The 14786-nt window shown below is 65.2% G+C and carries 11 protein-coding genes; 3 read left to right on the top strand and 8 right to left on the bottom strand.

Annotated features, from left to right (window positions below):
* Nucleotides 1-61 precede the first annotated feature (61 nt).
* The gene (locus PCA20602_RS21380; RefSeq protein ID WP_150722909.1) at nt 62-1213 is read left to right on the top strand and encodes a glycerate kinase; all 1152 of its coding nucleotides are present in this window, start codon (nt 62-64) and stop codon (nt 1211-1213) included.
* Nucleotides 1214-1244: 31 nt separating this feature from the next.
* Here PCA20602_RS21380 and PCA20602_RS21375 read toward each other — a convergent pair whose 3' ends face one another.
* On the bottom strand, nt 1245-2147 hold the full coding sequence (locus PCA20602_RS21375; RefSeq protein WP_150722908.1) for a LysR family transcriptional regulator: 903 nt from the start codon (nt 2145-2147) through the stop codon (nt 1245-1247).
* Between the two features lie 184 nt (nt 2148-2331).
* Between PCA20602_RS21375 and PCA20602_RS21370 the strand changes: the two genes are divergently transcribed.
* Nucleotides 2332-3582 carry an MFS transporter gene (locus tag PCA20602_RS21370; protein ID WP_150722907.1) on the top strand — a complete coding sequence of 417 codons (1251 nt, stop codon included), beginning with the start codon at nt 2332-2334 and terminating at the stop codon, nt 3580-3582.
* Between the two features lie 45 nt (nt 3583-3627).
* Here the strand turns inward: PCA20602_RS21370 and PCA20602_RS21365 are convergent, their stop codons facing one another.
* From PCA20602_RS21365 to prpB, 5 genes are all read right to left on the bottom strand, one after another.
* Nucleotides 3628-5103 (bottom strand): bifunctional 2-methylcitrate dehydratase/aconitate hydratase, encoded by a 1476-nt coding sequence (locus PCA20602_RS21365; protein ID WP_150722906.1) that lies wholly within the window; start codon nt 5101-5103, stop codon nt 3628-3630.
* A 33-nt stretch (nt 5104-5136) separates the two neighbouring features.
* Nucleotides 5137-6333, bottom strand: coding sequence for a 2-methylaconitate cis-trans isomerase PrpF (prpF, locus tag PCA20602_RS21360; RefSeq protein WP_150722905.1), 1197 nt, complete (start codon nt 6331-6333; stop codon nt 5137-5139).
* Between the two features lie 11 nt (nt 6334-6344).
* Entirely contained in the window at nt 6345-8942 is a 2598-nt protein-coding gene (gene acnD, locus PCA20602_RS21355) for a Fe/S-dependent 2-methylisocitrate dehydratase AcnD (RefSeq protein WP_150722904.1), read from the bottom strand.
* Between the two features lie 130 nt (nt 8943-9072).
* Nucleotides 9073-10224 (bottom strand): bifunctional 2-methylcitrate synthase/citrate synthase, encoded by a 1152-nt coding sequence (prpC, locus tag PCA20602_RS21350; RefSeq protein ID WP_150722903.1) that lies wholly within the window; start codon nt 10222-10224, stop codon nt 9073-9075.
* Nucleotides 10225-10251: 27 nt separating this feature from the next.
* Entirely contained in the window at nt 10252-11142 is an 891-nt protein-coding gene (gene prpB / locus PCA20602_RS21345) for a methylisocitrate lyase (RefSeq protein ID WP_150722902.1), read from the bottom strand.
* A 317-nt stretch (nt 11143-11459) separates the two neighbouring features.
* Here prpB and prpR point away from each other — a divergent pair, with 317 nt between their 5' ends.
* A complete protein-coding gene (gene prpR, locus PCA20602_RS21340) occupies nt 11460-13556 on the top strand; it encodes a propionate catabolism operon regulatory protein PrpR (RefSeq protein ID WP_425495699.1) in 2097 nt (698 codons plus the stop codon).
* 42 nt (nt 13557-13598) lie between these two features.
* Here the strand turns inward: prpR and PCA20602_RS25735 are convergent, their stop codons facing one another.
* Both PCA20602_RS25735 and PCA20602_RS21335 read right to left on the bottom strand, forming a co-directional pair.
* The gene (locus tag PCA20602_RS25735) at nt 13599-13760 is read right to left on the bottom strand and encodes a hypothetical protein (protein ID WP_170836322.1); all 162 of its coding nucleotides are present in this window, start codon (nt 13758-13760) and stop codon (nt 13599-13601) included.
* Between the two features lie 192 nt (nt 13761-13952).
* Nucleotides 13953-14756 (bottom strand): MetQ/NlpA family ABC transporter substrate-binding protein, encoded by an 804-nt coding sequence (locus PCA20602_RS21335; RefSeq protein WP_150722901.1) that lies wholly within the window; start codon nt 14754-14756, stop codon nt 13953-13955.
* Between the last annotated feature and the right edge of the window lie 30 nt (nt 14757-14786).

The raw sequence follows: 14786 nt of genomic DNA, 5'->3' as shown, positions 1-14786 counted from the left end.
CACCTGCGGCGCACGTGAATCCTGCCAACCCGAATCACTTTTTGCGACTGTCCCGATTTCCATGTCCAGCAATGCGCAAGCCCCGATCATCGTTATTGCCCCCGATTCGTTCAAAGGTTCGCTGAGCGCGCCTGAAGTGGCGCAAGCCATCGCGTCCGGCATTGCCCGCGTGCTGCCGCAGGCCGATCTGCGTCTGCGCCCGATGGCCGACGGCGGCGAAGGCACGCTCGATGCCCTGCTCTCCGCCGGCGGACGTCGCGTGCCGTTGTCGGTGCGCGGCGCGGGCAACGCCTCAGTCACGGCCGAGTACGGCGTCATGCCCGACGGCACCGGCGTGCTTGAGAGCGCCAACGTCGTGAGCATCACCGACCCGGTCGGCATGCAGACCCCCGTGGCCGAGCGCTCGACGATCGGTCTCGGCGAGTTGCTGCGCGCCCTGCTCGACACCGGCGCACGACGCGTGCTCATCGGTCTGGGCGGCAGCAGCACGAACGATGGCGGCGCCGGTCTGCTCGTCGGCCTCGGTGCGCGCCTGCTCAACGAAGCCGGTGAAGAGGTCCCGCCGGTGCCGGCCGCGCTGCATCGTGTGGCCTCGATCGATCTGAACGGACTCGACGCTCGCCTGAAAGACTGCGAACTGGTGGCGATGTCCGACGTCAACAATCCGCTGAACGGCACGCAAGGCGCGACGGCCATCTTCGGGCCGCAGAAGGGCGTGAGCGAAGCGCAGGTCGAACCGCTCGACCGCGCCATCGCCCACTTCGCCGGTCATGCGCATCGTGCGTTCAACGCCAGCGAAGCGGCCAGCCGTGCAGGCGCGGGTGCCGCAGGCGGTCTGGGTTTCGCCCTGCACCTGCTGGGTGCACAATTCCGCTCCGGCGCGGAAGTGGTCGCGGAACGCGTCGGTCTGCCGCAAGCGGTGGAAGGCGCTGACTGGCTCATCACCGGCGAGGGCCGCAGCGACGGTCAAACGCTGTCGGGCAAGACCCCGATGATCGCCGCGCAGGTCGCCATCAAGGCGGGCGCGACGGCGTCGCTGCTCTCGGGCGCCATCGACCGCAGCGCGCTCGACAATCTCTCGCGCGTCTTCTCCGGATGCTTCTCGCTGACGTTCGGACCGACCACGCTCGAGAAGGCCATCGCAGACGCCGCCGGCCTGCTGGCGGACAGCGCCGAACAGATGACTCGCCTGCGTTATACGCACAAGGGCTGAGCACCGCACGTCGCGTCGCGCCCCTGGAGAGTCAGCCGAGTCCGGCGATCCTCTCCCGCAGGCGCGGTGCGGCGAAGTCGAGAAAGACACGTAACTTCAGGGGCAGCGGCGTCTGCCCCTTGTGCACGAGATTGACGGGAAGCGGCATGGCTTCGAAGTCTTTCAGCACGACGCGCAAGGCATCGTCGCCGAGCGCCTGCGCGACCTGATACGACAACACGCGCACGAACCCCACGCCGAGCACGGCGGCCGAGATCGCGGCTTCGGCAGTGTTTACCGCCAACCGGGAGTGAATCGGCACCGACTGCCCGGTTCTGCCCTCACCGAACTCCCACGCCCGGCGCGACGCCAGCACTTCGAACGTAATGCAAGCGTGCCCCTCAAGGTCCCGGGGTCGCTGCGGTACGCCATGCGCCGCGAGATAACCGGGACTCGCGCAGATCACCCGGCGCACCGCGCCGATGCCCCTCGCCACCAGTGAACTGTCCGGCAAATCGCCGATGCGCAACGCGACGTCCGCGTGTTCGTCCATCAGATGCACGACACGATCGGTCAGCATCAGACGCACGTCGATCTCCGGATACTGCGCCAGGAATTCCGCGACCACGGGCAGCACATGCAGACGACCGAACACGACCGGCGCCGTGAGTACCAGTTCCCCCTTCGGTGTGACGTACTCGCCCGTCGCCGTCCGCTCGGCCTCGCCAATGTCTTCGAGAATCCGGCGGCACGCCGCCACGTAGGCGCTGCCCGCTTCGGTCAGCGACAACTGACGCGTGGTCCGGTGCAACAACCGGGTCTTCAGGTGCGCCTCGAGCTCTCCCACCTTGCGACTGACCGTGGCCAACGGCATGCCGAGGCGACGCGATGCGGCCGACAGACTTCCCGCGTCGACCACCGCGATGAGGATGGACATCGATTCGAGCCGATTCATGGACCCTACCAAATTTCGGAAAGATGATTCCTGATCTTGATGGATTCTCTACATAGGTGCAAGCGCGTAATGTCCGTCATCAAACGTGGTACCGCACCGTCAGGCACCGTCCGGCCCTATCCGGCCGTGTAGGTCTGACTCGACGGGCGTCCACATCCGGTGACCTTCATGACAGGAACGCAATATGCCATCGCCCAACACCCCGACCTCCCCCAGCACGCCCAGTGCTGCAGCACCGCCGCCCGAGATCGCGTCGCGCAGCAAGATCGTCATGATGGCGATCGTCGCAGGTGCGGTGATCACCAACATCTACTGCACGCAGCCGATCCTGCCCCTGATTGCGACGAGCATGCACGTCGATCTGGGGACGGTGGATCTCGTCGCCGCCGCCGCGTTGCTCGGCTTCTCGTCGGGCCTCGCCCTGCTGCTGCCGCTTGGCGACCGTTACGACCGCCGCAAGCTCGTGCTCGTGCAGATTGCCCTCGCCTTCTGCTTTGCGCTGGCCGCCGCCTTTGCCCCCGGCATCTGGGCATTGATCGCGGCGTCGTTCAGTCTGGGCGTGGTGTGCTGCGTGCCGCAGCAACTGGTGCCGTTCGCGGCCGTCATGTCACGCCCGGAGCAACGCGGCCGGTCCGTCGGCACAGTGGTGAGCGGCATCATGGTTGGCATTCTGCTCGGACGCACGATTGCCGGCATCGTCGGCGAGACCTTCGGCTGGCGTGCCGTCTACGGCATGGAGGCAGCCTTCATGATCCCGGTGTGGTTCGCGGCGGCCGTGCTGTTGCCGAAAGGACGTCCGAGCACCGACCTCTCGTATGCTCGCCTGCTGGCCTCGCTGTGGCCGCTCGCCCGCGATCATCGCCCGCTTCGGGAGTCGATGATGATTCAGGCGCTGTTGTGGGCCTGCTTCAATGCGTTCTGGGTGAACCTCGCCGCGCTGCTCGCGAGCGGACCGTGGCACCTCGGCAGCGCGTGGGCGGGAGGCTTCGGCATCATCGGTGCGGCGGGTGCGTTCGCGGCGTCGCTTGGCGGACGCGCCACCGACAAGCTCGGCCCGCGCGGCATCGTCGGCGCGAGCATCGGTATCGTCACGCTGTCCTATCTGGTGCTCGGCGGCGCAAACGTGTCGCTCGCGTTGCTCGTGATCGGTGTGATCGTGCTCGATATCGGCGTGCAGGCGGGCCTCGTCGCCAACCAGACGCGTGCGTTCGCCGTCGACCCGAAAGCGCAGGGACGCATCAACAGTCTCTACATGACGGCGACGTTCTTCGGCGGCGCGGTGGGCGCGACCGTCAGCGGCTGGCTGATGGCGCGCTTCGGATGGACGGGCGTCGTCGCACTGGGTGTCGTGCTGGGCGCACTCGCGTTGGCGCTTCACTGGGCGGGTGGACTGCGCCGCCCGGTAGTCGCGGGCGACAACGCATCCGCGATGTAATCGATCGGCATCCGGTGTCGCGCCTCGCGCCGGATGCCGTCGGCATCACACCATCAAATCCACGAACTGATGCACCGGCATCGTCTCCAGTCGTTGCCGGTCGAGCGCCACGTCGAGAATGCGGGTCTGCGCGCGGGCGGCGAAGCGGCGCGCCAGGTTCGTTCTGAACTTCTCCACGAGCAACGGCATGCCTTCGTCGCGACGCCGCTTGTGGCCGATCGGGTATTCGACAAGTACTTCGTCGAGCACGGTGCCGTCGTTCAGCGTGACGCTCAGCCCGTTGGCGATCGAGCGCTTGTCCGGATCGTGATAATCGCGCGTGAACTGCGGGTCTTCCTCGCAGACGATCTTCGCGCGCAACGCGTCGATACGCGGGTCGGCCGCCACGTCGTCCTCATAGTCGGATGCCGTCAAGCGTCCGAACAGCAACGGCACGGCGACCATGTACTGAATGCAGTGATCGCGATCCGCCGGATTGGCGAGCGGCCCCTGCTTGTCGATGATGCGAATCGCCGCCGCATGCGTGCGAATCTTCACCGAGCGGATGTCCTCGGCGCGGCGCCCCATCGACGCCAGTTGCCGGTGCAGCGTCATGGCAGCCTCGGCAGCCGTCTGCGCATGAAACTCGGCGGGGAACGAAATCTTGAACAGCACGTTCTCCATCACGTACGACCCATAAGGCCGCTGAAAGGCGAACGGCTTGCCCTTGAACAGCACGTCGTAAAAGCCCCACGTCTTCGCCGTCAGCACGGACGGATACCCCATCTCCCCCGTGCGCGCCATGAGTGCGAGACGCACCGCGCGGCTCGTTGCATCCCCGGCGGCCCATGACTTGCGACTGCCGGTGTTGGGCGCATGACGATACGTGCGCAGGCTCTGTCCATCGACGAACGCCAGCGAAAGCGCGTTGATCAGCTCGTCGCGCGAGAGGCCCAGCATCTCGCCGACCACCGCCGTCGATGCGACCTTGACCAGCACCACGTGATCGAGCCCGACCTGATTGAACGAGTTCTCCAGCGCGAGACATCCCTGAATCTCGTGCGCCTTGATCATCGCCGCGAGCACATGACGCATCGTGAGCGGCGGCTGCCCTTGCGCGACCGCTGTGCGCGAGAGCCAGTCGGCCGTCATCAGGATGCCGCCGAGATTGTCGGACGGATGCCCCCACTCGGCGGCGAGCCACGTGTCGTTGAAGTCCAGCCAGCGGATCATCGCGCCCAGACTGAACGCGGCCTGCACCGGATCGAGCTGATACGGCGTGCCGGGCACCTTCGCCCCGTTCGGCACGACGGTGCCCGGCACGATGGGGCCCAGCAGTTTGGTGCACGCAGGATAAGAGAGCGCTTCGAAACCGCACCCGAGCGTGTCGATCAGGCAGTAACGCGCGGTATCGAAGGCAAGATCGCTGCGGATCTCGTAGGTCAGGACGTAGTCGACAATGTGGGTCAGCACGTTGTCGGGCGAGGGGCGCACGTTCGAAATGGGTGAATTTTTCCGAACGCTCGATTCATTTGCAGACATCGACTACCTCCTGTGACGGGGATCAGCGCCTCGTCAGAACGCATCTCCCGGAACGCGGACCCAGCCTTCCATCAGCACACGGGCACTGCGGCTCATGATGGCCTTCGTGACCGTCCACTCGCCGCCCGCCTCGTTGGCCTCTGCACCCACACGCAACGTGCCCGACGGGTGGCCGAAGCGCACGGCATTGCGTGCGCCGCCCCCGGCGGCCAGATTCACGAGCGTGCCCGGAATGGACGCGGCCGCGCCGATACACACCGCCGCCGTGCCCATCATCGCATGATGGAGCTTGCCCATCGACAGCGCGCGAACCAGCAGGTCCACGTCACCGGCATTCACGACCTTGCCGCTCGACGCCGTATAGCCCGCAGGCTTCGCCACGAACGCGACCTTCGGTGTGTGCTGGCGCGTTGCCGCTTCCGACACGTCCTTGATCAGCCCCATGCGAATGGCGCCGTGAGCGCGAATCGTCTCGAACATGGCGAGCGCTTTCGGGTCGCTGTTGATGGTGTCCTGCAATTCGGTGCCCTTGTAGCCGATGTCTTCGGCGTTCAGGAAGATCGTCGGAATTCCCGCATTGATAAGCGTCGCCTTGAACGTGCCCACGCCGGGGACTTCGAGGTCGTCGATCAGATGCCCGGTCGGGAACATCGCGCCGCCCCCGCCGTCACCCTCTTCCTCGGCGGCCGGATCGAGGAATTCGAGTTGCACTTCGGCGGCCGGGAACGTCACGCCGTCGAGCTCGAAGTCGCCCGTCTCCTGCACCGCACCGTTCGTCATCGGCACATGCGCGACGATGGTCTTGCCGATGTTGGCCTGCCAGATGCGCACGACAGCCACGCCATCGCGCGGCACCCGTGCCGGATCCACCAGCCCGCCGCTGATCGCGAACGGGCCGACGGCCGCCGACAGATTGCCGCAGTTGCCGCTCCAGTCGACGAACTTCTGATCGATCGAGACCTGCCCGAACAGATAGTCCACATCGTGGTCCGGCCGCTCGCTCTTCGCGATGATGACCGTCTTGCTGGTGCTCGACGTGGCCCCGCCCATGCCGTCGATCTGCTTGCCGTACGGGTCGGGGCTGCCGATCACACGCATGAGCAACGCGTCGCGCGCGGCGCCCGGCGTCTGCGCGGCGGCGGGCAGGTCCTGCAAGCGGAAGAACACGCCCTTGCTGGTGCCGCCACGCATATACGTGGCGGGAATGCGGATTTGCGGCTGATGTGCCATCACGTCTCCCCTCATGCCGCGGCCTGCGACGATTCCAGAAAGTCTTGCGCGAAGCGCTGAAGCACCCCGCCCGCCTCGTAGATCGACACCTCTTCGGCCGTATCGAGACGGCAGGTGACCGGCACGTCGATACGCTCGCCGTTCTTGCGATGGATCACCAGCGTCAGATCGGCGCGCGGCGTGCGCTCGCCAACGACATCGAACGTCTCACTGCCGTCGATGCCCAGCGTCTTGCGGTTCGTACCCGGCTTGAATTCGAGCGGCAACACGCCCATGCCAACCAGATTGGTCCGGTGGATACGCTCGAAGCCTTCGGCAACGATGGCTTCGGTACCGGCCAGACGCACGCCCTTGGCCGCCCAGTCGCGCGACGAGCCCTGACCGTAGTCGGCCCCGGCAATCACGATGAGCGGCTGCTTGCGCGCCATGTACGTCTCGATCGCTTCCCACATGCGCGTGACCTTGCCTTCCGGTTCGATGCGCGCGAGCGAGCCCGCCTTCACCTGACCGTCGACCACGACCATCTCGTTCTTGAGCGTCGGGTTCGCGAACGTGGCGCGTTGCGCCGTGAGGTGATCGCCGCGGTGCGTGGCGTACGAGTTGAAGTCTTCTTCCGGCAGGCCCATCTTCGCCAGATACTCGCCTGCGGCGCTATCGGCCATGATGGCGTTCGACGGCGAGAGGTGATCGGTCGTGATGTTGTCGCCCAGCACGGCCAGCGCGCGCATGCCGCGCAGCGTGCGCTCCCCGGCGAGTGCGCCTTCCCAGTAAGGCGGGCGGCGGATGTACGTGCTCATCTCGCGCCAGTCGTAGAGCGGCTCGGCCGATTCGCCCTGTGCCACGGACGCCGCAAACATCGGCTCGTACACGCGACGGAACTGCTCCGGCTTCACGCTGTTCGCGATGATCGCGTCGATCTCTTCGTCGCTCGGCCACAGGTCGGCGAGCTTCACCGGCTTGCCGTCGGCGTCGACACCCAGCACGTCCTTCTCGATGTCGAAGCGGATCGTACCCGCAATGGCGTAAGCCACGACGAGCGGCGGCGAGGCGAGGAACGCCTGCTTCGCATACGGGTGGATACGGCCGTCGAAATTGCGGTTGCCCGAGAGCACGGCGGTGGCATACAGATCGCGCTCGACGATTTCCTGCTGAATCACCGGATCGAGCGCGCCCGACATGCCGTTGCACGACGTGCAGGCATACGCGACCACGCCGAAACCGAGCGCTTCCAGTTCCGGCAGCAAACCGGCGGCTTCCAGATACAGCGTGACGGCCTTCGAGCCCGGGGCGAGCGAACTCTTGACCCACGGCTTGCGCACGAGGCCGGCGCGATTCGCGTTGCGCGCGAAGAGTCCTGCCGCAATCATGTTGCGCGGGTTATTGGTGTTCGTGCAGCTCGTGATGGCGGCAATGATGACCGCGCCGTCGGGCATCAGCCCCGGCTCGTTCTCGACCTTGCCGCTGATGCCGCGTGCCGCCAGCTCGCTCGTCGGCACACGCTTGTGCGGATTCGACGGTCCCGCGATGTTGCGCACCACGCTCGAAAGATCGAACGTGAGCACGCGCTCGTACTGGGCGTTCGTCAGGCTGTCGGCCCACAGGCCGGTCTGCTTCGCGTAGGTCTCGACCAGCGCGACGAGCGCGTCGTCGCGACCGGTGAGTTTCAGGTATTTGATGGTTTGGGCGTCGATGTAGAACATCGCCGCCGTCGCGCCGAACTCGGGCGCCATGTTCGAGATCGTCGCGCGGTCGCCCAGCGTGAGATTCGACGCGCCTTCGCCGTAGAACTCCAGATAGGCGGACACGACCTTTTCCTTTCGCAGGAACTCGGTGAGCGCCAGCACGATATCGGTCGCGGTAATGCCCGGCTGCGGCTTGCCCGTCAGTTCGACACCGACGATATCCGGCAGACGCATCCACGACGCGCGGCCCAGCATTACGCTCTCCGCTTCCAGCCCGCCCACGCCGATGGCGATCACGCCCAGCGCATCGACCATCGGCGTATGCGAGTCGGTGCCCACGAGCGTGTCGGGATACGCCACACCATCCGCCACCTGAATCACCGGGCTCATGCGCTCGAGGTTGATCTGGTGGAGGATGCCGTTGCCCGGCGGGATCACGTCGACGTTGCGAAACGCCTTCTTCGTCCAGTTGATGAAGTCGAAGCGGTCTTCGTTACGACGATCTTCGATCGCGCGGTTCTTCGCGAACGCGTCCGGATCGAAACCGCCGCATTCGACTGCCAGCGAGTGGTCGACCACGAGTTGCGTCGGCACCACCGGATTGACCAGTGCGGGGTCGCCGCCTTGCGCCGCAATGGCGTCGCGCAGCCCGGCGAGGTCGACGAGCGCGGTCTGCCCCAGAATGTCGTGGCACACGACGCGTGCCGGGAACCACGGAAAATCGAGGTCGCGGCGTCGCTCGATCAGTTGTCGGAGCGAGTCGGTGAGCGCCGCCGGTTCGCAGCGGCGCACGAGGTTTTCGGCCAGCACGCGCGACGTGTACGGCAGGGTGTCGTACGCGCCGGGCGCAATGGCCTCGACAGCTGCTCGGGCGTCGAAATAGTCGAGCGACGTCCCCGGCAGGGATTTACGGTAGGCGGTGTTCATGTCGCGGTGTTATGGATTTGACGCGTATGGGGGACGGTAGGAACGGCAGACGCTGGATCGAGACGCCCCGGCGCCGATCGGCCCACAGAGAGCCCATCGGTGCCGAGGGTCGAGCGTCGAGCGTGGGTACTCAGCGCTTCTCGATCGGCACGAACGTCTGGTCTTCCGGTCCCGTGTAGTTGGCGCTCGGACGAATGATCTTGTTGTCGATGCGTTGCTCGATGATGTGCGCGCTCCAGCCGGACGTGCGCGCGATCACGAACAGCGGCGTGAACATCGCGGTCGGCACGCCCATCATGTGATAGCTCACGGCGCTGAACCAGTCGAGGTTCGGGAACATCTTCTTGACGTCCCACATCACCGATTCGAGACGCTCGGCAATGTCGTACATCGCGGTGTTCTGCTGTTCCTTCGACAACTCGTGGGCGACTTCCTTGATGACCTTGTTGCGCGGATCGCTCACGGTGTAGACCGGGTGACCGAAGCCGATGATCACTTCCTTGTTCTCGACGCGCTGACGGATGTCGGCCTCGGCTTCGTCCGGCGAGTTGTAGCGCTTCTGCACTTCGAAGGCGACTTCGTTCGCGCCGCCGTGCTTCGGACCGCGCAGCGCGCCGATGGCGCCGGTGATGGCCGAATGGATGTCCGAGCCCGTACCGGCGATCACGCGCGCGGTGAACGTCGACGCGTTGAATTCGTGCTCTGCGTAGAGAATCAGCGAGGTGTGCATCGCACGCACCCACAGGTCCGACGGCTTCTCGCCGTGCAGCAGATGCAGGAAGTGGCCGCCGATGCTGTCGTCGTCCGTCTCCACGTCGATACGCACGCCGTTCTGGCTGTAGTGATACCAGTACAGCAGCATCGAGCCGAGGCTCGCCATCAGACGATCGGCGATATCGCGCGCGCCGGGAATGTTGTGGTCGTCCTTCTCCGGCAGCACGGTGCCGAGCACCGACACGCCCGTGCGCATCACGTCCATCGGGTGAGCGGCGGCGGGCACGGCTTCGAGGGCGTCCTTGACGGCGGCGGGCAGACCGCGCAGCGACTTGAGCTTGGCCTTGTAGCCACGCAGCTCGGCCACCGTCGGCAGCTTGCCGTAGACCAGCAGATAGGCGATCTCTTCGAATTCCGAGGTTTGCGCCAGATCCAGAATGTCGTAGCCGCGATAGTGCAGATCGTTGCCCGAACGGCCCACGGTACACAGCGCGGTATTGCCTGCGGTCACACCCGACAGGGCGACGGATTTCTTCGGCTTGAAGCCGGTGGCAGTCGTCTCGCTCATGCTCATTCCTCCAGGATCAGGGGTTCGTTATTTCTGTTGGGCGAACAGCGCGTCAAGCTTCTGTTCGTAGGCGTGGTAGCCGATGCTCTCATAGAGTTCGGCACGGGTTTGCATCGTGTCGAGCACGGCCTTTTGCGTGCCGTCGCGACGAATGGCGTGATAGACGTTTTCCGCCGCCTTGTTCATCGCGCGGAATGCCGAGAGCGGATACAGCACCAGACCGACCTGCGCGCTCTTGAGCTCTTCCACGGTGAAAAGCGGCGTCGAGCCGAACTCGGTGATGTTCGCGAGCACGGGCACCTTCACGGCGTCGGAGAACTGGCGATACATCGGCAGTTCGGTCATCGCTTCCGGGAAGATCATGTCGGCGCCCGCTTCGACGCATGCGCAGGCACGGTCGATCGCGGCTTGCAGCCCTTCGACGGCGAGCGCGTCGGTGCGCGCCATGATCACGAAGTTCTCGTCGGTGCGCGCGTCCACGGCCGCCTTGATGCGGTCGACCATCTCCTGCTGCGTCACGATGGCTTTGCCCGGACGATGGCCGCAGCGCTTCGCGCCGACCTGATCTTCGATGTGCATCGCGCCTGCGCCGAACTTGATCAGCGATTGCACCGTGCGCGCGATGTTGAAGGCCGACGGACCGAAACCGGTGTCGACATCCACCAGCAACGGCAGGTCGCACACATCGGTAATGCGGCGCACGTCGGTGAGCACGTCGTCGAGCGTCGAGATCCCCAGATCGGGCAAGCCGAGCGAGCCGGCGGCGACACCGCCGCCCGAGAGATAGATCGCCTTGAAACCGGCCGCCTTGGCGAGCAGGGCGTGGTTGGCGTTGATCGCGCCGACAACCTGCAACGGTTGCTCGGTCTTGACGGCCTCGCGGAAGGCGGCGCCGGCCGAACGAATGGTTTGCGTCACTTGAGTCCCTCGGTCGTGTCTTGCGCGATGCGCGGTAGGACACCGCAGCGTCGCACGTGGGTTGAGTAGCGGTTACGACTTAGCAACGGACGTGCCAGCCTGCACTATGGCTGTGAACATGCGATGGCTCTGCAGGCCTAAGGCCTTCATTTGTCGACGGAAATTCTTCGCCGGCATGACGTTTACGTCAAGGTAAATATGCCGCGATTGGCGGGCATCCCGTCTCAGAACATTTCATTTTGAAACGCAAAATGAAACACATCGTCGCAACATGCTACGATGTGACGCCAACACTCTCCGACACCCCGCATCCCGCCATGCCGAATTCGATCCCTCCGGACCTGCCTTCCCGTCTGCCGGTCGGCGCGTCGGGCGCCCTGAGCGCGGCGCGCGCGGGATCGATGCCCGCCATGCGAAAGCCGGTGATCTGGGCGGTCGGCATCAGCAAGCTCGGCGAGTTGTATCGCGACATCGTGCCGGACTACGCCGCGCAAGCCGAAGTGCATATCATCGACAAGGGTTACGAGGCGGTCATCGAAGCACTGGAGCGGCTGCCCGCCGGGAGTGTCGACGGCATCGTCGCGGCAGGATCGAACGGTGACTTCCTGCGCGAGCGCCTGGCACTGCCCGTCGTGCTCGTGAAGGTCACCGGCTCGGACGTCATGCATGCGCTGGCCCGCGCGCGACGCGCGCTGCCGTCGACGTCGCCCGACTCGCGCATCGCGCTGGTGTCCTACGCGCGTCCGGCCGCCGAGTTCGAGCGCTTCAAGAGCGCCTTTCATATCGACATCGCCCAGCACACTTACGTCGATGCGCAGAATGCCGAAGACCTCGTGCACCGCCTGCGCGACGAGGGCATGCAGGTCATCGTCGGCCCGGGGCTGGTCACGCAACTGACCGAGCGCGCCGGGCTGACCGGCATCTTTCTCTACTCGCAGGATTCGGTACGCGCCGCGTTCGATACGGCGCTGGAAGTCGCGCGCCTCGGACGCATCGAAGCGCAGCGGCGCGAGCGTCTCGACACGGTGCTGCGACACTTGCACGAAGGTGTGGCCGCCGTCGATCTGAACGGACGCATCGAAGCAATCAACGCCTCGATGGCCGGCATGCTCGGCGTAACGGTGGCCGACGCGGTCGGGCGCCCCCTCGACGCCATCGCCCCCGCGCTCGACATCGCCCGCACGCTGGAGAGCGCGAGCGCAGAACTCGAAGCCATCGTGTCGATGGCGGGCAAGACGTGGGTCGTCAACCGCATTCCGCTGCTCGATCAGGGCACGCTCACGGGGGCGCTGCTAACCTGTCAGGATTCGCAATCGTTTGCCCGGGTGGACCGGTCGCTGCGTTCGCGTCATCGCCCGCGACACCTCGTGGCACGCTACCGTCTCGAAGATCTGATCGGCGACTCCGCCGCCATGACACAGGCCCGCGCGCTGGCGCGCCGATATGCGCAGACCGACTCCACCGTGCTCGTGCACGGCGAGAGCGGCACAGGCAAGGAACTGCTGGCGCAAGGCATCCACAACGCGAGCCGCCGGCGCGACTATCCGTTCGTTGCCATCAACTGCGCGGCGTTTCCCGAAACGTTGCTCGAGAGCGAGTTGTTCGGTTATGAGGACGGTGCGTTCACGGGCGCGCGGCGCGGCGGGAAGGCGGGTCTGTTCGAGACCGCGCACAACGGCACCCTCTTTCTCGACGAGATCGGCGAGATGCCGATGCCGCTGCAAACGCGTCTGCTGCGTGTCTTGCAGGAGCGCGAAGTGCTTCGTCTGGGCGCCAACGAGCCGATCCCGTGCGACGTGCGCGTGATTGCCGCGACGCACCGCGATCTGCGCCAGCAAGTCGCCGCCGGTGAATTCCGCGAAGACCTCTACTACCGGCTGAATATTCTGCGCATGGTGCTGCCGCCGCTGCGCGAACGTATGGACGACCTGCCCCGTCTCACGCCGCTCTTTCTGGAACGCGCCCTCGCCCGCGCCGGCGCGCGCATGAGTGTCGACGCGTTACAGGCTTCTCTGCTGCCGCTGCTCGCGACCTATCGCTGGCCGGGAAACGTGCGGGAACTGGAAAACCTGCTGGAACGGATCGCGGTGGTTTGCGCCGACGTGGTCGACGCGCGGGAGGTCAGCCGGGCGCGTCTGATGGAAATCGCGCCGGAACTTGGTGCACGCACAACGGGACCATCCCCCGATGTTTCAGGAACGAAAGCCGAACGGCAGATCGCAGCGCTCACCGGGCAGGACACGCACGCCACTCAGACCCCCGCCTCGCTGACCGGACGCGAGCGCCGCGCCGCCGAGGAGCTTGCCCGCATCCACTCGACGCTCGCCGCGTGCGGTGGCGACCGCAATGCCGCATGCGAAGCGCTCGGCATCAGCCGCTCGACGCTCTGGCGCAAACTTCGCAACGACGCATGACGGGCGCGGGCGCACTCCGCATCTGGAAACGATGGACGCCGCTCAGTGCTGATGACGGATGCGCTCCCACATCTCATGCCAGTCCAGACGCTTGTGCTCTGACGGCTCGTCGTGATGCGTCACCCAGAAGTGATCCACGAGCATGCCGATGGCGAAGCCGACGAGCAGCGCCACCAGCATCATCGAAATGTTGATCATGGACATGGCGGCCTCCCGTCGATAGGAATCACGCTTTCATTCTAGTCAAACGCTTTCGTGCCAGCGCCGCAAAGTGCGATGACGCGAGACACGCAATGTCCGCGCGACAGACGGGCATAAAAAAACCGGGGTCGAAACCCCGGTTGCTCGTTTGCGGCGTTCGATGCGCGTGTTGCGCACCGATTCGTTCGCTCACGCTTACCACGTTGCAATCAGCGCGCCCTTGAACTGGCTGTCGATGAATTGCTTCACTTCGTCCGAGTGATAGGCATCGACCAGTTGCTTGACCCACGGCTTGTTCAGGTCTTGCGTGCGCACGGCGATCAGGTTGGCGTACGGGCCCTTCAGGTCTTCGATGGCGATGGCGTCACGCTTGGGCACCAGACCGGCCTGCGCGGCGAAGTTCGTGTTGATCGACGCGGCATCCAGATCCGGCAAGGCGCGCGGGAGTTGTGCCGCTTCCAGTTCGCGAATCTTCAGCTTCTTCGGGTTCTCGGCAATGTCCAGCGGCGTGGCGTTCTTGCCTTCCAGACCGGCGCGCAGCTTGATCAGCCCTTCCTTTTGCAGCAGGAGCAGCGCGCGATTGCCATTCGACGGATCGTTCTGGATACCGACCTGGGCGCCGTTGGGCAGATCCTTCAGCGACTTGTACTTCTTCGAATAGAAACCCAGCGGCGAGACGTAGGTCAGGCCGGCCGTGGTGATCTTGTAGCCGCGATCCTTGACCTGGCTGTCGAGGAACGGCTTGTGCTGGAAGCCGTTGGCGTCCAGATCGCCGGCGTCGAGCGCGGCGTTCGGCTGTGCATAGTCACTGAACTCGACGATCTTGATGAACAGGCCGCGCTTTTCGGCAACCTTCTTCACGACTTCGAAGATCTGGGCGTCCGAGCCGGCCATCGTGCCGACTTTCAGGGGCTTGTCGGCCGTCTGGGCCGAAGCGCCGAGGGATGCGAGCGCAAACGTTGCGCCGAGGAACGCGTTGATCAGTTGACGGGACAGCATGTGCGATTTCTCCTTTTTGCTTATAGGAAC

It is taken from the genome of Pandoraea capi (assembly GCF_902459735.1).
In the GTDB taxonomy this organism is placed as follows: Bacteria; Pseudomonadota; Gammaproteobacteria; order Burkholderiales; family Burkholderiaceae; genus Pandoraea; species Pandoraea capi.
Note: the sequence above shows the minus strand (reverse complement) of the source record. Positions and strands in the feature narration are given on the sequence as shown.

Excerpts from the sequence above, each read along its gene's own strand:
- acnD (WP_150722904.1), bottom strand. The coding sequence starts at position 8,942 with ATGAACACCGCCTACCGTAAATCCCTGCCGGGGACGTCGCTCGACTAT.
- PCA20602_RS21365 (WP_150722906.1), bottom strand. The coding sequence starts at position 5,103 with ATGTCTGCAAATGAATCGAGCGTTCGGAAAAATTCACCCATTTCGAAC.
- PCA20602_RS25735 (WP_170836322.1), bottom strand. The coding sequence starts at position 13,760 with ATGTCCATGATCAACATTTCGATGATGCTGGTGGCGCTGCTCGTCGGC.
- PCA20602_RS21335 (WP_150722901.1), bottom strand. The coding sequence starts at position 14,756 with ATGCTGTCCCGTCAACTGATCAACGCGTTCCTCGGCGCAACGTTTGCG.
- PCA20602_RS21375 (WP_150722908.1), bottom strand. The coding sequence starts at position 2,147 with ATGAATCGGCTCGAATCGATGTCCATCCTCATCGCGGTGGTCGACGCG.
- PCA20602_RS21380 (WP_150722909.1), top strand. The coding sequence starts at position 62 with ATGTCCAGCAATGCGCAAGCCCCGATCATCGTTATTGCCCCCGATTCG.
- PCA20602_RS21370 (WP_150722907.1), top strand. The coding sequence starts at position 2,332 with ATGCCATCGCCCAACACCCCGACCTCCCCCAGCACGCCCAGTGCTGCA.
- prpC (WP_150722903.1), bottom strand. The coding sequence starts at position 10,224 with ATGAGCGAGACGACTGCCACCGGCTTCAAGCCGAAGAAATCCGTCGCC.
- prpF (WP_150722905.1), bottom strand. The coding sequence starts at position 6,333 with ATGGCACATCAGCCGCAAATCCGCATTCCCGCCACGTATATGCGTGGC.
- prpR (WP_425495699.1), top strand. The coding sequence starts at position 11,460 with ATGCCGAATTCGATCCCTCCGGACCTGCCTTCCCGTCTGCCGGTCGGC.